This is a genomic window from Chloroflexota bacterium (genome assembly GCA_016197225.1).
GTDB lineage: Bacteria > Chloroflexota > Anaerolineae > Anaerolineales > VGOW01 > VGOW01.
The window spans coordinates 15,114-37,472 of record JACPWC010000114.1; the positions used below are offsets into that span (position 1 = coordinate 15,114).

Genomic DNA, 22,359 nt, shown 5'->3' on the forward strand with positions numbered 1-22,359 from the left:
TGTCGCCCAAACTAGCAGAGACGTTTTGAATTATACTTGCCTCATGCATTCTGACCTCGCCCACTGGCGCGAAACGCATTTTCACGACGACGAACACGATGAACACATCCTGCCCATCGTGCAAGCCGTGCGCGCCTTGCCGATATTCACCGCCAACGATTTGGGCGACCTTCTCCGCCGCCACCCCAAACCCGGCGGCGGCGCGTTCAGCAAGCACCACATCGTACAAGCTTACAAGCGATTGTGCGAGGCGGGCATCATTCCTTTCGAGCGCGACACCCTCAAGCGACTGCAAATGAAACCCACGCGCACCATCTCCGGCGTGGCCCCCGTCACCGTGCTCACCAAACCGTACCCCTGCCCCGGCAAGTGCATCTTCTGCCCGACCGACGTGCGCATGCCCAAGAGCTACCTGCACGACGAGCCGGGCGCCATGCGAGCCGAGCAGAACAACTTCGACCCCTACGCCCAAACCGCCAACCGCATCCGCGCTTTTGAACTCAACGGCCACAGCGCGGCCAAAGTGGAACTGCTCATCCTCGGCGGCACGTGGTCGTCGTACCGCCGCGACTATCAAGAATGGTTCGTCCAGCGTTGCCTCGACGCGATGAATGGACGCGACTCCGCTTCTCTTGAAGAGGCGCAGCGCTGGAACGAAAACGCCGCCCACCGCAACGTCGGCCTGGTCGTCGAGACCCGGCCCGACCATGTGACATGGGACGAGATTCGCTGGCTTCGTCATCTCGGCGTCACCAAAGTGCAAATGGGCGCGCAGAGTCTGGATGATCACATTCTGGAGATCAACAAACGCGGCCACACCGTCGAGCAAACACGGGAAGCCGTCAGCCTGCTCCGGGCCGCCGGATTCAAAATCGTCCTGCACTGGATGCCCAACCTGCTCGGCGCAACGCCCGACTCCGACCGCGCCGATTTCCTGAAGTTGTGGAGCGACCCCGGCCTGCGCCCCGACGAACTCAAGATTTACCCCTGCTCGCTGTTGGCCAACGCCGAGCTTTACGACTACTGGCAGAGAGGCGAGTACACACCTTACACCGACGACGAATTGCTCGAACTCGTCGCCGATTGCCTGACGAAAGTGCCGCGCTACTGCCGGGTCAACCGCGTCATTCGCGACATTCCGGCCCCCAACGTTGTCGCCGGGAGCAAGCGCTCCAACCTGCGGCAGGATGCCGAACGACTGATTAGCGAGCGCGGCCAGAAATACGAATGCCTGCGCGCCCGCGAAGTGCGCGGTGCAACGGTTGAGGCCGCCGACCTGCACCTTGAAACCTTCACCTACGAAACCCGCGTCGGCGTCGAGCACTTCATCTCCTTCGTCACCAGCGCCGACAAAGTCGCAGGATTTCTACGCCTCTCGCTCCCGGCCCCCACCCCGGCCCTCCCCCGTCGAGAAGAACACTCGACAGGGGAGGGAGCCGACTCCCCTCTCCTGTTCGGTGCTGTTCCGAACGGCGCGCAAGCGGGGGTTGGGGGTGAGGGCCACCTCCCCGAAATCGCCGACACCGCCATGATTCGCGAACTCCACATCTACGGCCCCGCCCTCAGCCTCGGCGACGACAGCAGTGGCGAAGCCCAACATTTAGGCCTCGGCACGCAACTCCTGACCGAAGCCGAACGACTCGCCGGGGAAGCCGGATTCAACAAAATGGCCGTCATCTCGGCCATCGGCACCCGCGAGTATTACCGCAAGCGGGGGTTTGAGGTGGAGGGGTTGTATATGACGAAGAGGTTGGAATAAAGATGCGTTTGACTAGCAAGAAGGGCGTGCGTGGAAAGTGTTATCGCGCCTATCAGCAAGGCCATACAGTCGAAGTCTACCAGGAGGATGGAACGGTTAGTGTTCGTTACTTCATTCTTGCCGATGGCGCGGTGATGCTCGAACCCGATGTGCGCGAGTATTTCCCCGACTCTCAAGCCGTCAACAAGGCGCTTCGCGCGTTGATCACCCTGGTGCCGGCCAAACGCCGAAGCGTCAGCAAGGCGCGGTAAATACCCGCGAGTATTATCACTCCGCAGTTTGAGTTGGGAGCGCAGTGGGGCCGCTCTAATCCGCCCACCACCCTGTTTCTAAAATTCCCCAGCCACTGCTGAGGAGCTTCCCCCGCAGAGCAAAGGTGAAGCGTGAATCAAGGTCCCTAGCGGATTAGAGGGCCAACCCTACCTCACCTCTTGGCTGACTCATAATAAGCCGCTCCCAAAATGCGACGTTGCTCTTTGACAGGCCCTAAGTTTAGCCATATGCAGTCTCAGTCAAAGCATTCTATCAATCCAACAACATACACTCTCATAAGCATGTTGCTCGGATATACCGTCTTTTTTCTACCCTGGGTAACTCTCACTGTTCGACCCCTCCTCGGCCCCAGTCCCCTTGGATTGATCACCAATTCGCCTGCCACAGAACCAGCTAGCAACGCTCCAGTGATGCCAGAAATCGGCAAACAGTCGGAAATCGTTGCCCGTTTCTGGGAATCTCAGCCAATGCTTTTTACGGGAGAACTGTTTCCAGGTTTTAGCCCAACTTGTGGTATTGGAAAAGTCGATTGGCAAAGCGAGTCCGCACAAAAAACTTACAACTTCCTTCACCGTCTTGGTTGGGCAACTGTATTCACTGAAATAGGTATATGGCTTTCCGTTTTTATTATTAATCGCAAAGCAAAGCCCGTTATCTCTCCTCTTCAATTCTTGCTTGCTACTGCTTTTGCTTGCATAATCGGGCTGGTTGTTTTAGCATACCTTGGCCCATCGGCATCATGCCCTCAATTGGTGGGAGTGATTGTTGAAAACTTGACGCCCAATTGGCTAACAATTTCGCTGGCTCTGGCAAGCATTGGAATCGGTGTTATGGGAATTGCCACCCGTTTTTCAAACTAAGGCCGCTGCATTGATAAATTGCTTGAACTTGCCTTGACATTCCTTCCCCTCCCATGCTACCCTTTCCCTAACACCCATTAGGGAAACCATCATGGCAACCCGCACCGACACCCTCACCCGCCAGACCCAAATCACCGCCGCCGCCGAGCGCCTCTTCCGGCAGAAGGGCTATCTGGCCACGACCGTGCGCGACATTGCCGACGAACTGGGCGTGCGCGGGGCCAGCCTCTACAGCCACATCGGCGGCAAGGAAGAACTGCTGTGGGCCATCGCCAGCCGCGCCGCTGACGAGTTCTTCGCTGCCCTCGAACCTATCGCCACTTCCGACGAACCTTCGCAACTCAAACTCCGCAAAGCCATCATCGCCCACGTCGGCGTCATCACCCGCAATCTGGACGCGGCGGCGGTGTACTTCAACGAGTGGCGGCACTTAAGCACCCGGCGGCGAAACCGGTTCGCAAAGCGTCGTGATGAATACGAGGCCCTGTTCCGCGCCATTTTGCGCGACGGCATCACCACTGGCATCTTCGCCCCGGTAGACGAAAAGTTCGCCGCCCTGCTCGTCCTCTCGGCCCTCAACTGGACTCACCAGTGGTACAAGCCAGACGGCCCGCTGACGGCTGAAGAAGTGGGCCGCACTCTAGCGGATATGTTGTTGAATGGACTCTCTCGAATGGTTTGAACGTATTGCGTAATGCGTATTCCGTAGATTTACGGTTTACGCAATACGCGATACGCAATACGCGAATGTACGGTTCCACAACCTTCACCGACATCAAACAGTCCCCCATTGCGGGCGAAGACCCGGAGAAGCTGGCCGAGTTTGAGGCCCACATCGCACGCGGCGAAAAGATCGAGCCGCCCGACTGGATGCCTGCCGAATACCGCCGCCAGTTGATTCGCATGATCGAGCAACACGCCCACAGCGAGATCATGGGCGCTCTGCCCGAAGGCAAATGGATTCCGCACGCGCCCGGCTTCGGGCGCAAGCTGGCACTGGTGGCCAAGGTGCAGGACGAAGTCGGCCACGCCCAACTGCTCTACCGCGCCGCCGAGACCCTGGGCAAGAGCCGCGAGCAGATGATTGACGACCTGCTCTCTGGCAAATCCAAATACTCCAACGTCTTCAACTACCCGACTCCAAGTTGGGCCGACACCGCCGTGATCGCCTGGCTCATTGACGCCGGGGCCATCATCAACCAGAACACCAACGCCGAAGGTTCGTATGGCCCCTACTGCCGCGCCCTCAAGCGCATTTGCTATGAAGAGTCGTTCCATCTCAAGTACGGCTATGACTCGGTGATCACGCTCGCCAGCGGCACAAAGGCTCAACGGGCCATGCTACAGGACGCGCTCAACCGGTGGTGGCGGCCCATCATGCACTTCCACGGCCCGCCCGACAAGATGTCGGCCCACACCGAAATCCTCATGCGCTGGAAAGTCAAAATCAGAAGTAACGACGAGATGCGGCAGGAATTTCTGGACACGTACGTGCCGAAAATTTGGGAACTCGGTCTCACCGTCCCCGATCCCAACCTGAAGAAGAATCCCGCGACCGGCGAGTGGGAATTTTCCGACCCGGACTGGGGCGAGTTCAAGCGTGTCATCAACGGCGACGGCCCGTGCAACGCCGAGAGGCTCGGCATCCGCCGCCTGGCGCACGAAGAAGGCGCCTGGGTGCGGGCGGCGCTGGCGGCGGACAGACAGGCGACGCCAATCGTTCAATGAAAGAAACGACAAACGTCAAAGTACCGTGTCGTTTGTCGTTTGACGTTTGATGGTGTAGTTCCTATGTCTGATACGCAATGGCCCCTCTTCGAAGTCTTCCACCAAAAAGCGCGCGGCGAGCACCACGTTCACGTCGGCTCGGTGCATGCGCCCGATGCTGAAATGGCGTTGGTTCTAGCGAAAGAGCAGTATGCCCGGCGCATGGCCTGCGTCAACCTGTGGGTCGTGCGCGCCGACCACATCCACGCCAGCGACTACGCCGACTCCGATATGTTCGCCCATGCCACCGACAAGAGTTACCGCGAAGCGTTTGGCTACAAAGTGGGCGATAAGGTGAAGAAGAAAAAGAAAGAAGCGACAAAATAGAATGACCAGCCTGCCTGTCAACGAATGCTTCGCACAACGAATAAACGAACTCTTCGGCAACACATTCGTTTATTCGTTCGCGAAGCGTATTCGTTGACAGAAATATTTGAATGAACGACGAAGCTCTCAAAAACCTGCTCTTCCGCCTGGCCGACGACGAGTTGATCATGGGCCACCGCCACAGCGAGTGGACCGGAACCGCGCCCATCCTCGAAGAAGACATCGCCCTTTCGTCCATCGCCCAGGATGAGATCGGCCACGCGCAAGCGTATTACACCCTGCTCGCCGGCCTCGGCGCGGGCCAGCCCGACGACATGGCCTTCACCCGCAACGCCGACGACTTCCACTGCGCCCAACTCTGTGAACTGCCGAAGGGCGACTGGGCTTCGACCATCGCCCGCCAGTTTTTCTACGACGCCGCCGAGAGCGTGCGCCTGGCCGCCCTCACAAATTCCGGCTACGCGCCGCTGGCTCAGTTGGCCCGCAAATTGATCGGCGAAGAGAAATATCATCTCCTGCATGCCCGCTCGTGGATCAGGCATCTCGGCCACGGCACGATTGAAAGCCGCCTGCGCCTGCAAGCCGCGCTCGACACGCTTTATTCTTACGCCCTCGGCCTGTTCGAACCGCCACCCGACGAAGCCGCCCTGGTAGCCGATGGAATCCTGCCGCCCGAAAGCGAACTGCGCGACCGGTGGCGGGCGATGATTGACCCTCTGCTGGCCGAAGGGCGCGTCATCATCGTCGAAGCGCCGCCAATTTACGGCGGCAGGCTCGGCCAGCACACCGAGCATTTGACGAAACTGCTGGACGACATGCAGTTGGTGTATCGCACTGACCCGCAGGCGGAATGGTAAAAGCAGTGAACAGTAATCAGTGATCAGTCACCTCTGATTACTGTTCACTGATCACTGTTCACTGATTAGTGATGACCAGATGATCACCGAATCCCAAATCATCGCCGCCCTCCAAGACGTTCACGACCCTGAAATCCCGACGCTGTCCGTCGTCGAACTGGGCTTGATTGCCGACGTGCAAGTAGACGAGAACTCGGTGCGAGTGAAGATGACGCCAACCTTCGCCGGTTGCCCCGCCGTGGAGATGATGCGCGGCGCGATGGAGGAACGCCTGCGCCAACTCGGTTTGGCCGACGTGAAAGTGACCATCACCTACGACCCGCCCTGGAACTCGAACCGAATCACGCCCGAAGGCCGCCGCAAGCTCAAAGCGTTTGGCCTGGCCCCGCCCGCCCCCTACTCCGGCGAACTCAACCTGATTCAAATCATGGACGTTCCCTGCCCGTTCTGTGGCTCGCACAACACAACGCTCGAATCGCCTTTCGGCCCGACACTTTGTCGCGCCATCCACTACTGCCACGACTGCCAGCAGTCATACGAACAGTTCAAGCCGGTATGACTCTTCCTACTGAAGTCCTCGCCGTCTTCGATCACTTCCGCACCTGTGAATTTTCCACCATCACCAAAGATGGCACGCCGATGACGTGGCCCATGCCAGCCCATTACCTGCCGGAGCAGAAGCAGTTTCTTCTCACCACTTCCATCGGCCTGCCACAAAAAGCGTTCAACATCCGGCGGGAGCCGCGAGTCTCTTTGCTCTTCTCCAACTCGACCGGAAGCGGTCTGGCGAACCCGCCCGCCGTGCTGGTGCAAGGCACAGCCGTCGCGCCCGACAAAGTTGTAACGGCGCTTGATGCTTGTGCGGGATTGAAAGAGTATTGGCGCGACACCATCTTCGCCCGCCAGCCTGCTTCGGAAATTTTCAGCAACAACCCGCTGGCCCAGAAGATAATGGACTGGTATTACATGCGGCTGATCATTCACGTCAGCCCGCGCCGCATTTTGTGGTGGCCGAATGGCGATTTCACGCAACCAGCTCTCGATGTGGCCTAAACTGATCGAAAACCTGACTCGCTTCTCCAGCGCAGTGATCACCGCCCCCGACGCCGACGGTTGCCCCTTCAGCGTCCGGTGTGTCCCCAAACACGATCCTGTCGCCCAAGTTTTGCGCCTCCAACTTCCGCCCGGCACGTCGCTTCAGCCCGGGCCGGCCAGCCTGATGTGTCACTCTCACGACCGGCTGTTGTGGAACTTGAGCAACTTTTTGGCACGTGGCCGTTTGGAGGAAGATGCTCAGGGCTGGTTCTTCCGCCCGACGCAATTCGTCTCGGGCACTGGCTTTGCCAACCCGTTGACCGGGTTGAAAACGTTCTTCAAGGCTCGCGAGTCGGCCAAACGCTATCTCGAAAAACGCGGCCTGCGCCGCCCGGCCATTCCGTGGGAGCAAGTGAAGGCGGTGAGGGCCGAGGCAAAAGAAGAGGCAACCCCGCGAGTGGCGGCCTCCCCGTTCGGCTAGCCGCGCCCGCTGATGCTGTTCTAACGCTTTCCGCCGACAATGCTTCTCAGGCGGGGGTATAATCGTCAACAGATGAGCAATCGGCTTGCCACCGCCAAAAACATTTGGGTTGCCACCGTCCGGCCCGATGGCCGCCCGCATCTGGCGCCGGTCTGGTTCGTCACCGCTAACGGCCACTGGTATTTTGTCACCGACCCCAAGAGCGTGAAGGCGCGAAACTTGCACAGCAACTCCAGGATGGCTCTTTCGCTCGAAGATGGCAACGATCCGTTAGTTGTCGAGGGCGAAGCCAGCCCGGTTCAGCCCTCCGTCGAAGTCATTCGATTATTCAAAGAAAAGTATGATTGGGACATCACAACCGACACCCAGTACAGCAAAGTTTACGAAGTACGGGTTAGCCGTCATTTGATGGGGAAGGAGTAGTGTGCCATGATGCGCTTCGACCGTTTCAGCCAACAGGCTCAAGACACTGCCGCGCGCGCCTATGAAGTCTGCCAACGATATGGCCACAGCCAAATGGACAGTGAGCACATTCTCATGGCGCTACTCGAACAGCCGGACGGCGTCGTGCCTCGCGTACTTGGCAAGTTGTCCGTAGGTGTTGAACCAGCGAAACAGCGGCTCGACGAAGCCCTGCGGTCAATCCGGAACGCCAAAATTTTCGGCGGAGGACCAGGGCAGGTCTTCATCACCCCACGCGTGAAGCAAATCATTGACCTTTCCAACGAGGAAGCCAACTGGCTCAATGACGAATACATTTCCACCACACACATCTTTTTGGCGATCCTGTCAGAGCACGGCACGGCGGCCGCCAAAATTTTTGAAGAAACCGGGGTCACGAAGGAACGAGCCTACGACTTCGTCAAACAAGAGTCGCCAGAGGCGGCTGGAAGCACACAGGCTATTGGAAAGGCAACTGCTTTGTCGCTGGAGGCCCTGTTGGCCATCGTCGAGCAATTGCCGCTGGAAGACGCTCGAAAACTTTACCAGCAATTGGGCGAACGATTGAACAAAGAGTAAAGGACACATCACCATGATGCGATTTGACCGATTCACCGAGCGCGCCCAGGATGCCGCCGCGCGCGCTTACGAAATCCTGCAACGATACAGCCACAACCAGGTGGACACCGAACACATCCTGCTGGCTCTGCTCGAACAGCCCGACGGCGTGATCCCGCAAATTCTGGAGAAGCTGTCGGTGGACATCGAGTTGATCAAGCGCCGCATTGACGACGTGCTGAGGGCCAGCCCCAAGGTTGCCATTTACGGCGGCGGGGCCGGGCAGGTGTTCATCACCCCGCGCGTCAAGCGGATCATTGACCTGGCCAACGAAGAAGCCAACCGGCTCAAGGACGAATACATCTCGACCGAGCACATCTTCCTGGCGATCCTGTCGGAGCGCAACACCGCTGTCGCCCGAATCTTGAGCGAAGCCGGCGTGACCAAAGAGCGGGTGAACGATGCCGTGAAAGACATTCGCGGCGGACAGCGGGTGACTGACCCTCAGGCCGAGACTCGCTATCGCACCCTCGAGAAGTACAGCCGCGACCTCACCGCCGCCGCCAAAGAGGGCAAGCTTGATCCAGTGATTGGCCGCGACGACGTGATCATGCGCGTCATTCAAATCCTGTCGCGCCGCACCAAAAACAATCCGGTGTTGATCGGCGAGGCGGGCGTGGGCAAGACCGCCGTCGTCGAAGGGCTGGCCCAGAAGATTGCCACCAACGACGTGCCGGAAATTTTGCTCGGCAAGAAAGTGATCTCGCTCGACCTGGGCGCGATGATCGCCGGCAGCCGATTCCGGGGCGAGTTCGAGGAGCGGCTCAAGGCCGCCATTGAGGAGATTCAACGCTCGCAGGGCGACATCATTTTGTTCATTGACGAACTACACACGGTTGTTGGCGCGGGCGCGGCTCAGGGCGCGATGGACGCCAGCAACATGCTCAAACCGGCGCTGGCGCGCGGCGAACTGCAATGTGTGGGCGCGACCACGCTCGACGAATATCGCAAGCACATCGAAAAGGACGCCGCCCTCGAACGGCGCTTCAGTCCGGTCTTCGTCGAAGAGCCGAGCGTCGAGGACACCATCGAAATGCTCAAGGGCCTGCGCGACCGCTACGAAGCGCACCACAAGGTGACCATCACCGACTCGGCCCTGGAAGCGGCGGCCAAACTTTCGCAACGCTACGTCACCGAACGTTCACTGCCCGACAAAGCGATTGACTTGATGGACGAAGCCGCCGCCAAGCTCCGGGTGGCCTTGTACTCTCTGCCGCCTGAACTCAAGGAATTGAAAGTGGACGTGGATCGCCTGCAAGCCGAAGAAGACGCCGCCTCTGCCGCCCGCGATTACCAGCGGGCCGCCGAGATCAAAGTGCAACGCATCCGCCACGAAGACGACTTCAATCATAAACGCGACGCTTGGGAAGCCGAGCAACACCTTGACGAGAAGGTGGACGAGAAGGACATCGCCGCTGTGATCTCGCAGTGGACGGGCATCCCGTTGAACCAAATGCTGGAAACAGAGTCGGCCAAACTGTTGCACATGGAAGAGCGTTTGCACGAGCGCATCATCGGCCAGGATGCCGCCATCCATGCCCTGGCCGACGCCATCCGCCGCGCCCGCTCCGGCCTCAAGTCGCCCAAGCGGCCTATTGGCTCGTTCATCTTCCTCGGCTCGTCGGGCGTGGGCAAGACAGAACTGGCGAAGGCGCTGGCCGGATTCATGTTCGACGACGAAGACGCGCTGGTGCGGGTGGACATGAGCGAATACCGCGAGCAACACACAGTCAGCCGGCTCTTCGGGGCGCCGCCCGGCTACGTGGGCTACGACGAAGGCGGCCAACTCACTGAGGCCGTCCGACGGCGGCCTTATCGCGTGGTGCTGTTCGACGAGATCGAAAAGGCCCACCCGGACATCTGGAACGCGCTTTTGCAAATTCTGGACGATGGCCGCCTGACCGACGGCCAGGGCCGCACGGTGGATTTCCGCAACACGGTGCTGATCATGACCAGCAACCTGGGCACTGAGTTTGTGCAGAAATCCGGCTCGCTGGGCTTTTTGCGGCACGGCGAAGATAGCAAAGAGGACGAGAACCACGAGAAGATCGAGAAGGCGCTCAAGTCCACCTTCCGCCCCGAGTTCATCAACCGGGTGGACGAGATCATCATCTTCTCGCCGCTCAGCCTGGAAGATGTGGAGCGCATTGTGGAATTGCAGTTGAAGGACATCCGCGACCGCATTGGCGAGCATGGCCTGAAACTGGAGTTGACCGAGGCCGCCCGCAAGTGGCTGGCCAAGCAGGGCTACGACAAAGCTTTCGGTGCGCGGCCACTGCGCCGGGCCTTGCAGAAGTTTGTGGAAAGCCCGCTCTCGGTGCAGATGTTGCGCGGCGATTTTGCTTCTGGTGACACGGTGACGGTGGACGTGAAGGAAGACCAGATCGAGTTCCGCAAAGGCGGCGACAGCATCCCGGTCGAGCAGATGCAGACGACGGAGGCGTAGTTTTTAGACAACGGATAGAGCGAATAAAACGGATAATGGTTTTAGCAGAGACGACCCGGCGGGTCGTCTCTTTTTTTGTGGCGCCAGCGCCCTTCGGCTGCGGCCTGCAAACTACACGCAGGCCTCCGCTCAGGGTGCTACCTCGTAGGTGAGCGTCACAACCTTTTTGCCGCTACACCGACCAGATGGATTTTGAGCGACTTGGGAATCAATTGCTCCGCCCAAGCTGACAACCGAAATAACGACTCATTGAAAGCCGTGTAAGTCGGGTCAGGGATGAGGTGGAGTTGGAGGGTGAAGCCGACTCTGTTACAGAGGCGTTGAAGCGCCTTCGCCGTGTTAGCTTTGTACTGCACCGGAAACGTGTCGGCTTCGGAACGAGCGTAGAGATGGGGAACGAGTTTGCGTTGAAGAGCAGGTGCAAGTTTGCTCAGACGGTTGGCAATGAGAAGCGGGTGCAGAGCGTTAGGTGTGAGAAAGATGAAGAGGCCGCCCGGTTTGAGAATGCGCTGGATTTCATTGAAAACCGCCTCTGGCGCGGTCAGGTGTTCGAGCAACCACGAAGCGGTAACGACATCGAACGAGTTGGCCGAGAAGGGAAGTAAGTCGGCCAGGCCACACAAACGACAAACGTCAGGCGTGCGATGATCGAGGAGAGAGTCAAGGTCGGGGTCGAGGGCGGCGGCTAAACCGACGTGAAAGCGAATCCGTTCAATCAGTCCGCCGCGCCCGCCGCCGAGGTCGAGCAATCGAGTCTGCGGTGAAATCGAGTCGCGAACGAGCCGCTCGTAAACGTCGCCACTCGGTTGCCAGCCGGGGTTGAGGGCGCGGTAACGGTTGCGGTATTCGTTTTGGCGGTCGAGGGGAAGCACGTCAGGCCAGCAGGTTGCGCAGTGCGCGCTGGCGCTCGGTCGAGTCGAAGAGGGCTAGCACCGGAATGGCAAAACCGGGGATGGCGGCGCTCTTGAGCGTTGCGTTGTTGGCGCTGTCTGTTTTCACGGCCAGTTTGTAGGCTTCGCCATCAAGCAGGTATTGTTCAACCGTCTGGGCTTCGGGATCGATGATCCAATATTCGGCCACGCCGTGGGCCGCATAATCTTCAAACTTCACGCCGCGATCAACATTAGCAGTGCTGTCGGAAAGCACTTCGGCGATGAAGTCCGGGGCAGGGAAGCGCAACTGATCTGGTCGTAAATGCGCCGCCTTCTCTTTGCCGAAGAAACAGACATCCGGTTCATAGTCGTTGCGCGTGAGAGAGATCATCAATTTTTCATGACCAGTAATGCCGAGATTATTCTTCCCTGCGAAAGCGGCAATCAGTTGGTATAAAGCCCCTGAAAACTCGTTGTGCATCAATTTGACTGGCGAGTGCATTACAACTTCTCCATTGATAAATTCAACTTTGTCGCCTTCTTTGACGGTTTCGTAGAACGCCTGTCGCTTGCGCTGTTCTTCGGCGAGTGTGGCTTCCAACTGCTGAATGTACTTCGGCAGTTTTGGCGAGCGGATGAGAGGGTCAAGCACTGCTTCCATCGGTCAATCTCCGAGTTGATTCTACACCATGTCCAATTCGTTTAGAATCTCAGTGCGGCGTTGAGAGATATAGTTGGTGACGGCGCTGGCAAGGTGCGAAGCCTGGGAGAAATCAATGCCGGCCCGGAATGAATCGCCGATGGTCTTGAGGTAAACCACCGTCCCCGAAAATTCAAGTTGGGCGTTCGGGAGTTGAAAGGAGGCCTGCACCGTCGTCTGACGTTTGAGGAGGTGATCAACGCCGGGCGTGGCAAGGTGAACGCCCACGCCGTCCATGGAAATGTCAATCAGGCCGCCGTTGAGGGTCTGGCCGCCAACCCGGATCGTCACCAGGCCGGACTCTTTTGGCTCAACGCGCACGATGGCCCGCTCGCCAATCTTGCGGCCCGCGTACAAAAAGTTTGCCAGAGCCACCGTGCCCGCCGCCTTGTCCAGTTCAACGACTGTGGCGCTGGCAGCCTCATCAAGTTCGGCGCAGAGGATGTAAGTGTGGCCTTCAAGCCCCAAGCAGGCCGCCTGGCGCTTCTGAACTTTGAGAGTCGCCAGGCCGTCGCCGACTTTTACCAAAGAGGCAGTGGTGATAATGGGCAAGCCTTTGTAGCCGTTGAGAAGTTCAACGTCGGCGCCGGCCCTTGCCGCCCGCTCCAGACCAAAGAGAATTTGGTCGCCCTGTCTCATTTTTCTCGCCCCGCTTTTTCGGCCCCCACCATCTTCAACAATTCTTCTGCGCTTTGCCGGGTAGCTTCACCCTCGGTGCCCAGCATCTGGGTAATCTCTTCCACGCGCTCGGCGGCGGAAAGCGGTTGCACTTCGGTGGTGGTGCGCCCACCACCGCCCCCACCCGCCCGCCGATGCCCTGATCAATCTCGTCGAAGATCAGGGTGGGCGTGCGGTCGGCGCGGGCCAGCACCCCTTGGAGGGCCAGCATCAGCCGCGCCGTTTCGCCGCCGGAGGCGATCTTCACCAACGGTTTTAATCCCTCACCGGGGTTGGGCGCAATGAGAAATTCGATACGGTCAATGCCGGTGCTGTCAAAGGCCACCCGCTTATCCTTGTTCACCAGCGCCCCGTCGTCGGCTTCCTCCCACTGCACGTCCACGCCAAATCTGGCCCCTTCCATTCGCAGGTCGCCCAGTTCGGCTTCGATGCCTTGCGCCAGCCGTTCGCCTGCCTCGCGCCGCACCGCCGACAGCGCCTGCCCCAGCTTGCCGAGCTTTTTCAGCATGGCCTCTTCCTGTTTTCGCAGAGCTTCGATGCGTTCGCCGGCGTGGGTGATGCCTTCGAGGTCGGCCTGAGCCTTTTCGCCGAAGGCGTTGACGTCCTCTATCGTGTCCCCGTATTTGCGTTGGAGCGACTTGATCAGGTCAATTCGTTCTTCCACCTGATCGAGCCGTTTGGGGTTGAACTCGATGGCTTCGCGGTAGCCGCGCAAGTCACGCGCCAGTTCAGTGAGTTGTTCGGAAAGGGATTGGGCAGTGTCACGGTGCTGTTCGAGAGTCGGGTCAATCTTGGCCAGGCTGTTGAGGGCACGAACGGCCTGCCCCAGCAAGTCGGTGGCAGAGTGTTGATCATCCACCCCCTCAGCGGCGGCGACAATAGCTTCGTCAGCCAGAGCGGCCAGCTTTTCGGCATTTGCCAGCCGCGTTCGTTCTTCGAGCAACACTTTGTCTTCGCCGGGCTTGAGCTTGGCCGACTCAATTTCGTTGATCTGAAAGGTGAGCAGGTCGGTGCGGCGGGCGGCATCTTTCTCGCCGCGCACCAGTTCGCCAAGTTCGTGGCGCACGCCGTTGAGTTCGCGGACGGCGGTTGCCAGTTCGGCGCGTTGCGACTCTAAACCGGCATAACGGTCGAGCAGGTAGACATGCTCGCGCACGCGCAGAAGCGAGAGATGCTCGGACTGGCCGTGAATGTCCACCAGTTGCTGGCCGATCTCTTTGAGGATGGCCAGGCTGACGGTGCGCCCGTTGACCCGGCAGACGTTGCGGCCTTCGCGGCGGACTTCACGGGCGAGCGTCAACGCTTGCCCGTCACCTTCATCCTGCAATTCTTCTCGTTCGAGAATCGGGTCAACCGCCGTTTTTAGTTCGGCGTCGAGTGTGAACACACCCTCGAGCCGGGCGACCTCGGCCCCGGCCCGCACCATTGTCGCGTCGCTTCGCCCGCCCAACAGCAAACTGACGGCGTCAATGATGATGGACTTGCCCGCGCCGGTCTCGCCCGTCAGAACGTTGAAGCCGGGGGCGAACGTCAGTGTCAGGTTGTCTATGATGGCAAAGTTGGTGATGGTGAGTTCGGTGAGCATAAGCCAATTCTCAATTCACAATGCACATTTCTCATTTGAGCCTTGAGCATTGCGAATTGTGCATTGTCAGTTGATGCGAATGCCTCTCAGCCGGTAATAAAGTGTGCTGGCGCACATGACGACGTAGACGATGAGCCAAAGTGAGCTGAAGAGCGAACCGAAGCTCAGGCCCGAATCGCCGCCGGCGAACAGGCTGAACACCAGCACGATCAGCGGCAGGGCGCAGAGGGGCAGTGCGCCCAACACCACGCCGCCGACGGCGGCCCAGGGCAAATACTTGCCCCGCCGCTTTTGCACGGCCCGGAAGATCACTTCGGCGATCACGCCGCCGGCCATCGGCGAAAGAAAGAACACGAACCAGCCCAGCCGGGTGATCAGCGCCCCGGCCAGGCCGGAGAGAAAGGCCGAGACCACGGCGGCGATCACATAGTCGTACCACAGCGCCGTTTCAAAGATTTGTTGTTGCTGGTTCACGCACTCCGGGCAACGGTAGCCGGTGGGCATCCGCCGGGCGCACTTGACGCAGATGGGCTTGCCGCATTTGTTACAGCGCAAAGATGTTTCGCGGTCGGGGTGGTTGGCGCAGAAGATACTTTCTGAAGTTTCAACAGTCATAAAAAGTAATACTCAATACAGAATACTCAATACTCAATAGTTGGTTGTTATTTAGTATTGAGTACTGGGTATTGAGTATTGATAATTCATTTAGCCTTATCCGCCGTCGGGTTCTGGGTCATCCGGTCGGCTAGAGTCTTATAGAAGTGAGTGGGCGGCGTGATGCGCACAAAACGGGCGACGTAGCGGCTCGTCCTGGCCCGCAACAGGTCTTGATCGCGCAGGGGCACACTTTGCTGGCCGTCTATGCTGAAGACGGCCTGGTGATCGGTGCGCACGGCGATCTCGACGACGATGTCGGGCGGCAGAATAATGGCCCGATCCAGCGAAAGGTGAGGGGCGATGGGCACCAGCAAAATACTTTTAGCCTCCGGCGACAACACCGGGCCGCCCGCGGCCATTGCATAAGCCGTCGAACCGGTGGGTGTAGCCGCAATCAATCCGTCGGCCACGTAAGTGGTCAGCGGCGTATCGTTGACGGAAGTTTGCAGACGAATAGGCCGCACCACCGTGCCGCGCGAGACCACCAATTCGTTCAACACTTCGTAAGCGCGCAAAGTGACGCCGTTCTGGCAATGCGAGACGCTCAACATCATTCGCTCTTCAAGCCAGAAGTCGCCGCACAACATCCGCCGCAGAACGTCGGGCCAGTCGTCGGGCTGGGCATCCATCAGAAAGCCGAGCCGCCCCAGGTTGACGCCCAACACCGGTTGGTTGTTGAACGCGCCGAGTCGGCCAACCCGGAGCATGGTGCCGTCGCCGCCGAGGGCGATGAGCATGTCGGCTTCCCCGGCGCTGGCGCGTTTGGCCTTGTCGTCAATTGAACTGTATTCGGCCAGAGCGCCCTGTTTCTGAATGAAGGCCGTCATCTCTTCAGCCAGCCCCAACGACTCGTGAACTTTGGGATGGTGAAAGATGACAAAGCGTTTCGGCGGAGTCGGAGTCACGGCTTGAATTATAACGGAGAACGGGGGCGGTTATTCGTTGAGCGATTGGAAGCCGCGCCCAAGAATTTCCTGCGCCGGGGCGACGATGATGAAGGCGTTGGGGTCCTGCGCCTTCACCAGCGCCTTGAGTTGAGGCATTTCGGTGACAGTGACGGCGATCATTAGCACGTCACGCTCCTGCCGGGCGTACATGCCTTTGCCGTGCAGCGCGGTGACGCCGCGCTTCAACTCTTTGAGGATGCTGTCGGCAACTTCCTGTGGCCGGGCCGAGATAACGAGCGCCAGCAATTGTTGGCGCTTGCGCCCCGGGCGTTGCGAGGCGCGGGTCGAGCTTCGCGTTTCCGAGATCGTCTCCGACACTTCCATGGCTCGCCACAAATTGCTGAGGATGGGGAACTCGCCCCACTTGGGCAGAACTTCGCCGGTGGCTTGACTCAGGCCCGCGGTGCCAAAGCCGATGAGGAACAGGGCGCCGTTGTAGATCAGACCGGCCACCAACATGGCCCAGCCCGGCACCGGGCCAAGCGCCGACCGTTCGATAAACTCGGTTAATGAGATGGCCGGGACTGGATGCAAGAAGCTTTTCAACACCCAGGCGGCGGCGAGGATGAAGAAGATCCACATATAGTTGCGGCGGAAGCGGCGGCCAAACGCTTCCCACATGCTGATGGGGAAGTCTGGATGCAACAAACTTTCGGCCAGGCTCTCGGCCCAGTCGGCGCTGGGCGAGAAGGGCGGAACGAGCATGGCGGCGAAGAAGTCGGTCTCCATCAGGCGCACGCGATACGACCACAGTTCGTAATAACGATAGCGCCGGGCTTCGATCCACAGAAAGAGCGTGACCAACAAAGTGTCGAGGATGATGACGCCGTAATGATGATTGGGGTCGGAGAGGGCGAAGGAGATGGCGGCCCCGGCGGCGACGACGGCCCAGTTGGTAGTGGTGTCCAGCCGGGTGCGCCAGGCGTTCGAGCGTTGAATCTCGCCGCGATAAAAATGCACCATGGCCGTGTTGAACTCGGCCGGGCGCATTTGATAGCCGCGAAACGACCACACCGGTTCGCTGGGCCGCGTTGTCTCGGCGTCGTTATCAGGGTTGGGCGAGTCAGGCTGAGTCATAGATTGTGATGAGATTATAGCGGAGAATGGTGAATCAAAAGACCCGCTGAGTTCAACGGGTCTTTTGCGCATCGGGCGAAGTGAGCCACAGAGGACTCGAACCTCTAACCAAGGGCTTAAAAGGCCCCTGCTCTGCCAATTGAGCTAGTGGCCCGAGTGCGTCGCAGATTTTAACACGCTGAACATGCCCCGTCAATGTGTATAATACGCCAACTCGCCGGGCGGCTCTGGTGGAGCCTCAAGGCTCAGGCCGATGTTTCGTCGGCCAGGCGCAACTGCCAGCACAGAAGATAGAGGGTCGGATTGCATCCGACTGGCAGAGCCGCCCGGCGCCCTTCTTATGAATCTGTTCAAGTCGCTCTTCAACACTGTCTCGGGTGGCCGGTCGCCTGCCGACCTGGCGAAATGGCTCGACCTGCCGGAAGCTGAACTGCGCGAGTGGTTGACGAACAAGCCGGCCTGGGCGCGGGGCTACGAATACGCCCGCTTCTCGATCCCCAAACGGCGCGGCGGCGTTCGCGCCATTGAAGCGCCAAACAAGAAACTCAAAGCTCTGCAAAGGCGAATACTGCGCCGCCTGCTCAACCCGCTCAAGTTTCACCCGGCGGCCACCGGCTTCGTGCCGGGCCGCTCCATCGTGGACAATGCCCGGCCTCACGCCGGGCGCGGCGTGGTGATCAACATTGACCTCGCCGAGTTCTTTCCCACCATCACTGCCGAGCGGGTGACTCAGGTCTTTCGCAGTTTAGGCTGGGGCGCAGAAGCGGCGACGATCTTGACTAACATTTGCGCTTACGAAGGCCGCTTGCCTCAAGGCGCGCCCACCTCACCGGCCCTCAGCAATCTGATCTGCCGCAAGCTGGACGAAAGATTTTCGGCGCTGGTCAAACGATACAAGGGCCAATACACGCGCTACGCCGACGACATTACCTTCTCATTCCCCGGCCTGGGACGAAACAAACGCCTGCGGCCCAAACCCAAAGGCCGCCCGCCGCTGGCCCGCCCGGCTCAAGGCGGCCCGGGCCGCACTCTGCTTACCCTCATCAAAACCATCGTCGAAGAAGAAGGCTTTCGCATCCAAATGAAAAAGAAGGTTCGTGTCCAACGCCCGCACCAGCGGCAGACTGCCACTGGCCTGGTTGTGAACCGCCAGGTGAACCTGCCGCGCACCACCCGCCGCCTGATTCGTGCCATGCAACATCGTCAGCGCCTGGACCAACTCGACGCCGAAGGACAGAGACGGCTGAAAGGGCTTGAGGCGCTCATGGACATGGTCAGCCGCCAACGTGGATGATCGGCGCTCTCTTCATCTCCCCTCATTTTGACGACGCCGTCTTTTCCTGTGGCGGCCAAATCTACGACCGGGCACGGCGCGGCGAGCGCGTCGTTGTTGCCACCATTTGCGCCGCGCCGCCGCCTGCCGGTCAGCTTTCTCCCTTCGCCGCCAGCTTGCACGAACGCTGGAGCCAGTCTGGTCTGTTCAACTTTGATCGCGCCGCCGAAGATCGGGCGGCGCTGGCCGTGCTGGGCGCGACTCCGGTTCACCTCAACTTCCACGATTGCATTTACCGGCGCGCACCTGAAGGCGATTGGCTGTATGACTCTGAAGCCGCCATCTTTGGCAAGTTGTCGCCCCGCGAGTCGGCGATGGCTGACGAGGTAGCGGCGGCCCTGGCCGCCGTCGGGCCGCTGGCTCCGGGCGCAGAAATCTACCTTCCATTTGGAGTCGGCAACCACGTGGATCACCAATTGGCGCGTTTGGCCGCTGAAAGATGGTTGTCCCAAACCGGGCAGAGCTTTCATCATTACGCCGATTATCCTTACGCTCAGTCGGTGGCTGGCGGGGCCGAGGTGGCGATCACAGAATCGGCGAAAAAGGCCAAGCTTCAGGCGGTTCGAGCCTATACTTCTCAGCTTTCCAGTTTTTGGGCCGACGACGCAAAATTGACGGAATCGGCGGGAAATTGGACTGAACGCCTGTTCGACTGACTTGCTAAAAACAATTGACTGTGTTATCATGCCCGCAATCCAAACAGAACTGAGAGGCCCTCTCAGTTCTTTTCTTTACCTACACAACATTCAACCTATGGCCGAGCAAGTCACTTACCTGACCCACAAGGGTCTCAAAAAGCTGGAAGAAGAACTCGAATATCTGCGCACCGTCCGGCGCGCCGAAGTGGCCGACCGTTTGCACCAGGCGATGGAAGACGGCGAGCTGATTGAGAACGCCGAATACGAAGCCGCCAAGAACGAACAGGCATTTGTCGAAGGCCGCATTCTCACCGTTGAGACCATCCTCTCCGAGGCGGTGCTCATCGAAGAAGAAGAACGCTCGACCGGCATCGTCAACGTCGGCTCCAAAGTGCGCGTGCAGGAAGACGGCAGCAAACCCGAAGAGTACACCATCGTCGGCGCGGCCGAGGCCAACCCGGCCAAGGGGCTGATCTCCAACGAGTCGCCGCTGGGCAAGGCTCTGCTGGGCCGAAAGACGGGCGACGAAGTCAAGGTGAACGCGCCCGCCGGGGTGCTGTCGTTTCGGATTGTCAGGATTGATTAATCCTGCTCACCAGAAACACATTAGCCCTGCGCGTCGCGATGCGCGGGGCTTTTTTTTAACTTTGAGGGCATTATGCGCGAGTATTCCGAGATTGAAAAATTCCGATTAGCAAAACTGGAACGTTTGCGGGCGCGGGGCGAAGAACCTTACCCGCCTCGCCTTCAACGCACTCACACCACCGGGGAAGCCGTCTCGGCCTACAAGGCCGCTCTGGCGGCGAGCGGAGCGAGCGCCGACCCGCACGACTCGCAAGTCAGGGCCATCGTCTGTGGCCGCATCCGTTCAATTCGGACGATGGGCAAGTCGGCCTTTGCCCACATTGAAGACGGCGCGGGCAAACTGCAACTCTACTTCCGCGCCGACGAAGTTGGCGTTGAGGCGCTCAAGAACTTTCAGGCCGACCACGACCTGGGCGACTTTATTCAGGCCGAGGGCGTGATGGTGCAGACGAAGGCCGGCGAGATCACCCTGCGAGTGGCCTCGTTCCGCATGTTGGCTAAAGGCATCAGCCCCCTGCCTGCCGCCAAAGAAGAAGTAGTGGACGGTGAACGCAAAGTATATTCGGCCTTCGACAACCCCGAAGCCCGCTACCGCCAGCGTTACGCCGATTTGGCCGTCAACCCTGAAGTGCGCGACATCTTCCACGCCCGGGCCAAAGTCGTGGCCGCCTTGCGCCGCTTTCTCGACATCAACGGCTTTCTGGAGGTGGAGACGCCGATCCTGCAACCGCTTTACGGCGGGGCGGCGGCGCGGCCTTTCACCACCCATCACAACCAACTGCACCAGGATTTGTACCTGCGAATTTCGTTCGAGCTTTACCTGAAACGCCTGCTGGTGGGCGGCCTTGAGCGGGTGTACGAAATTGGCCGCGACTTCCGCAATGAGGGCGTGAGCTTCAAACACAATCCGGAGTTCACCCAGCTTGAGTTCTATATGGCTTACGCCGATTACAACGACGTGATGGCCCTCACCGAGTTGATGTTGTCAACCGTGGCTGAGGAAGTTCTGGGAACGCGCAAAGTGACTTATCAAGGCCACGAGATTGACTTCACCCCGCCCTGGCCGCGAGTCACTATTCACGACGCAGTGCTGGAACGGTCGGGTATTGACCTGACTCAGTTCCCCGCCGCCGAGGCGCTGGCCGAGGCCATGATTGCCAAAGGCCACAAGCCGGAACCAAAATCCACCCGTGGCAAGCTGATTGACAGTCTAATCGGCCACTACGTCGAGCCGAATTTGATCCAACCGACGTTCCTGCTGGATTATCCGCGCGATATTTCGCCGCTGGCCAAGAGCAAACCGGGCGACCCGACGACGGTCGAACGATTTGAGTTATACGTGGCCGGCTTCGAGTTATGCAACGCCTTCACCGAGCTGAACGACCCGCTTGATCAGGAAGCGCGCTTTTTGGAGATGAGCCAGGATTACGCCGCCGGCGACGAGGAGCAACACCCGCTGGACGAAGATTATTTGCAGGCCATGCGCTACGGCATGCCGCCCAACGGCGGCTTCGGCATGGGCGTTGACCGCCTGACGATGTTGCTAACTGACAAGGCCACCATCCGCGAAGTGCTGTTGTTCCCGCATTTGCGGACGAAAGAGGAGTGACTCAGAAGGCCAATTGACAGGTCTTTTCGAGAGGCGTATCATCTCCTCACGCTATCGGGCAAGTCGCAAGAGAGTGAAAAGATGACAAACCTTCAACTTCCAGATAACTTAGCAAAGCAGATACGGGAAACGGCTGAAGCGATTGGGATAACGATCCCTGATCTGCTTCGCCAACTCATTTCAGATTACCGGCACAAACAGAATCAAGCTTTACCCGCCAGGCAACAAAGTAATGCAACTTCACCTATAACCGAGCGTTTGAATGCAATTTATATAAAAGAGACATCGCCGTTGGACATGGCCCTATTCAAAATGCAAACCCTTTCGCTGGGCCGTGAACAATGGTGATTGAGCAGGGTGACATTTGGTGGGCAGAATTACCAGAACCGGCAGGATCTGAGCCTGGCTACCGACGGCCAGTCATCGTTGTTCAAAGCAATGATTTCAATCGGAGTCGTATCCGCACAATTGTTTGTGTAGCACTCACTTCAAATGTAGCGCTGGCGGAAGCGCCAGGCAATGTTTTTATGCCCAGCAGCCTGACTGGCTTGCAACGCGATTCTGTTGCGAACGTATCGCAGGTTGTCACTCTTGATCGAGGCTTTCTTACCGAGCGTGTTGGCCAGCTTGACTCCGATTTGCTGGAAGGAATTTTGGATGGCATAGAACTTGTCATAGGTCGGGGCCAATATTCAGGAGTTTAACTGAATCTTTACTTGACGCATTCATCGCTCGCGGTATAATCGCCCCAACTTTATAACCCAAAGACATAAAGAGACGTGTCACCGGGCAACTTTTCAGAGAGCCGCCGGAC

Annotated in this window: 26 protein-coding genes and 1 tRNA gene; 19 read left to right on the top strand and 8 right to left on the bottom strand. The window is 58.9% G+C overall.

The window, feature by feature from the left end:
* Positions 1-43 precede the first annotated feature (43 nt).
* From HYZ49_18375 to HYZ49_18435, 13 genes are all read left to right on the top strand, one after another.
* Entirely contained in the window at positions 44-1,759 is a 1,716-nt protein-coding gene (locus tag HYZ49_18375) for a tRNA uridine(34) 5-carboxymethylaminomethyl modification radical SAM/GNAT enzyme Elp3 (GenBank protein MBI3244250.1), read from the top strand.
* 2 nt (positions 1,760-1,761) lie between these two features.
* The gene (locus tag HYZ49_18380) at positions 1,762-2,010 is read left to right on the top strand and encodes a hypothetical protein (protein ID MBI3244251.1); all 249 of its coding nucleotides are present in this window, start codon (positions 1,762-1,764) and stop codon (positions 2,008-2,010) included.
* 432 nt (positions 2,011-2,442) lie between these two features.
* A complete protein-coding gene (locus HYZ49_18385) occupies positions 2,443-2,892 on the top strand; it encodes a hypothetical protein (GenBank protein MBI3244252.1) in 450 nt (149 codons plus the stop codon).
* Between the two features lie 91 nt (positions 2,893-2,983).
* A complete protein-coding gene (locus HYZ49_18390) occupies positions 2,984-3,574 on the top strand; it encodes a TetR/AcrR family transcriptional regulator (protein MBI3244253.1) in 591 nt (196 codons plus the stop codon).
* A 65-nt stretch (positions 3,575-3,639) separates the two neighbouring features.
* The gene (gene paaA / locus HYZ49_18395; GenBank protein MBI3244254.1) at positions 3,640-4,620 is read left to right on the top strand and encodes a 1,2-phenylacetyl-CoA epoxidase subunit A; all 981 of its coding nucleotides are present in this window, start codon (positions 3,640-3,642) and stop codon (positions 4,618-4,620) included.
* 63 nt (positions 4,621-4,683) lie between these two features.
* A complete protein-coding gene (gene paaH, locus HYZ49_18400; GenBank protein ID MBI3244255.1) occupies positions 4,684-4,986 on the top strand; it encodes a 1,2-phenylacetyl-CoA epoxidase subunit B in 303 nt (100 codons plus the stop codon).
* A gap of 110 nt (positions 4,987-5,096) precedes the next feature.
* Positions 5,097-5,843, top strand: a complete 747-nt coding sequence (gene paaC / locus HYZ49_18405; GenBank protein MBI3244256.1) for a phenylacetate-CoA oxygenase subunit PaaC — start codon at positions 5,097-5,099, stop codon at positions 5,841-5,843.
* Between the two features lie 79 nt (positions 5,844-5,922).
* Positions 5,923-6,402, top strand: a complete 480-nt coding sequence (gene paaJ / locus HYZ49_18410; GenBank protein MBI3244257.1) for a phenylacetate-CoA oxygenase subunit PaaJ — start codon at positions 5,923-5,925, stop codon at positions 6,400-6,402.
* Positions 6,399-6,896, top strand: a complete 498-nt coding sequence (locus HYZ49_18415) for a pyridoxamine 5'-phosphate oxidase family protein (protein MBI3244258.1) — start codon at positions 6,399-6,401, stop codon at positions 6,894-6,896. The genes paaJ and HYZ49_18415 overlap by 4 nt, the downstream gene beginning before the upstream one ends.
* Positions 6,859-7,359 carry a hypothetical protein gene (locus tag HYZ49_18420; protein MBI3244259.1) on the top strand — a complete coding sequence of 167 codons (501 nt, stop codon included), beginning with the start codon at positions 6,859-6,861 and terminating at the stop codon, positions 7,357-7,359. The genes HYZ49_18415 and HYZ49_18420 overlap by 38 nt, the downstream gene beginning before the upstream one ends.
* 72 nt (positions 7,360-7,431) lie before the next feature.
* Positions 7,432-7,782, top strand: coding sequence for a pyridoxamine 5'-phosphate oxidase family protein (locus tag HYZ49_18425; protein MBI3244260.1), 351 nt, complete (start codon positions 7,432-7,434; stop codon positions 7,780-7,782).
* Positions 7,783-7,788: 6 nt separating this feature from the next.
* Positions 7,789-8,379 carry a hypothetical protein gene (locus HYZ49_18430; protein ID MBI3244261.1) on the top strand — a complete coding sequence of 197 codons (591 nt, stop codon included), beginning with the start codon at positions 7,789-7,791 and terminating at the stop codon, positions 8,377-8,379.
* Positions 8,380-8,395: 16 nt separating this feature from the next.
* Positions 8,396-10,864, top strand: coding sequence for an AAA family ATPase (locus tag HYZ49_18435; GenBank protein MBI3244262.1), 2,469 nt, complete (start codon positions 8,396-8,398; stop codon positions 10,862-10,864).
* A 155-nt stretch (positions 10,865-11,019) separates the two neighbouring features.
* Here the strand turns inward: HYZ49_18435 and HYZ49_18440 are convergent, their stop codons facing one another.
* The 8 genes from HYZ49_18440 to HYZ49_18475 all read right to left on the bottom strand — a co-directional run bounded on the left by HYZ49_18440 (position 11,020) and on the right by HYZ49_18475 (position 17,534).
* Positions 11,020-11,736: a methyltransferase domain-containing protein gene (locus HYZ49_18440; GenBank protein ID MBI3244263.1), complete on the bottom strand. Its 717-nt coding sequence runs from the start codon at positions 11,734-11,736 to the stop codon at positions 11,020-11,022.
* Position 11,737: 1 nt separating this feature from the next.
* Complete coding sequence (locus HYZ49_18445; protein ID MBI3244264.1) at positions 11,738-12,397, bottom strand: Uma2 family endonuclease; 660 nt, start codon at positions 12,395-12,397, stop codon at positions 11,738-11,740.
* A gap of 21 nt (positions 12,398-12,418) precedes the next feature.
* Positions 12,419-13,075: a PilZ domain-containing protein gene (locus HYZ49_18450; protein ID MBI3244265.1), complete on the bottom strand. Its 657-nt coding sequence runs from the start codon at positions 13,073-13,075 to the stop codon at positions 12,419-12,421.
* 34 nt (positions 13,076-13,109) lie between these two features.
* Positions 13,110-14,699, bottom strand: a complete 1,590-nt coding sequence (gene recN, locus HYZ49_18455; GenBank protein ID MBI3244266.1) for a DNA repair protein RecN — start codon at positions 14,697-14,699, stop codon at positions 13,110-13,112.
* Between the two features lie 66 nt (positions 14,700-14,765).
* A complete protein-coding gene (locus HYZ49_18460) occupies positions 14,766-15,314 on the bottom strand; it encodes a B-box zinc finger protein (protein MBI3244267.1) in 549 nt (182 codons plus the stop codon).
* An 86-nt stretch (positions 15,315-15,400) separates the two neighbouring features.
* Positions 15,401-16,261, bottom strand: a complete 861-nt coding sequence (locus HYZ49_18465; protein ID MBI3244268.1) for an NAD(+)/NADH kinase — start codon at positions 16,259-16,261, stop codon at positions 15,401-15,403.
* A 30-nt stretch (positions 16,262-16,291) separates the two neighbouring features.
* Positions 16,292-17,380: a DUF2270 domain-containing protein gene (locus tag HYZ49_18470; GenBank protein MBI3244269.1), complete on the bottom strand. Its 1,089-nt coding sequence runs from the start codon at positions 17,378-17,380 to the stop codon at positions 16,292-16,294.
* Positions 17,381-17,461: 81 nt separating this feature from the next.
* Positions 17,462-17,534 (bottom strand) — tRNA-Lys (locus HYZ49_18475).
* A gap of 186 nt (positions 17,535-17,720) precedes the next feature.
* Between HYZ49_18475 and HYZ49_18480 the strand changes: the two genes are divergently transcribed.
* From HYZ49_18480 to HYZ49_18505, 6 genes are all read left to right on the top strand, one after another.
* Positions 17,721-18,674: an RNA-directed DNA polymerase gene (locus HYZ49_18480; GenBank protein ID MBI3244270.1), complete on the top strand. Its 954-nt coding sequence runs from the start codon at positions 17,721-17,723 to the stop codon at positions 18,672-18,674.
* Complete coding sequence (locus tag HYZ49_18485; protein ID MBI3244271.1) at positions 18,671-19,369, top strand: PIG-L family deacetylase; 699 nt, start codon at positions 18,671-18,673, stop codon at positions 19,367-19,369. Before HYZ49_18480 ends, HYZ49_18485 begins: the two co-directional genes overlap by 4 nt.
* 97 nt (positions 19,370-19,466) lie before the next feature.
* A complete protein-coding gene (greA, locus tag HYZ49_18490) occupies positions 19,467-19,937 on the top strand; it encodes a transcription elongation factor GreA (protein MBI3244272.1) in 471 nt (156 codons plus the stop codon).
* Between the two features lie 72 nt (positions 19,938-20,009).
* On the top strand, positions 20,010-21,545 hold the full coding sequence (lysS, locus tag HYZ49_18495) for a lysine--tRNA ligase (protein ID MBI3244273.1): 1,536 nt from the start codon (positions 20,010-20,012) through the stop codon (positions 21,543-21,545).
* An 81-nt stretch (positions 21,546-21,626) separates the two neighbouring features.
* Positions 21,627-21,893: a hypothetical protein gene (locus HYZ49_18500; protein MBI3244274.1), complete on the top strand. Its 267-nt coding sequence runs from the start codon at positions 21,627-21,629 to the stop codon at positions 21,891-21,893.
* Positions 21,887-22,249: a type II toxin-antitoxin system PemK/MazF family toxin gene (locus tag HYZ49_18505; GenBank protein MBI3244275.1), complete on the top strand. Its 363-nt coding sequence runs from the start codon at positions 21,887-21,889 to the stop codon at positions 22,247-22,249. Before HYZ49_18500 ends, HYZ49_18505 begins: the two co-directional genes overlap by 7 nt.
* The last annotated feature ends 110 nt before the right edge of the window (positions 22,250-22,359 follow it).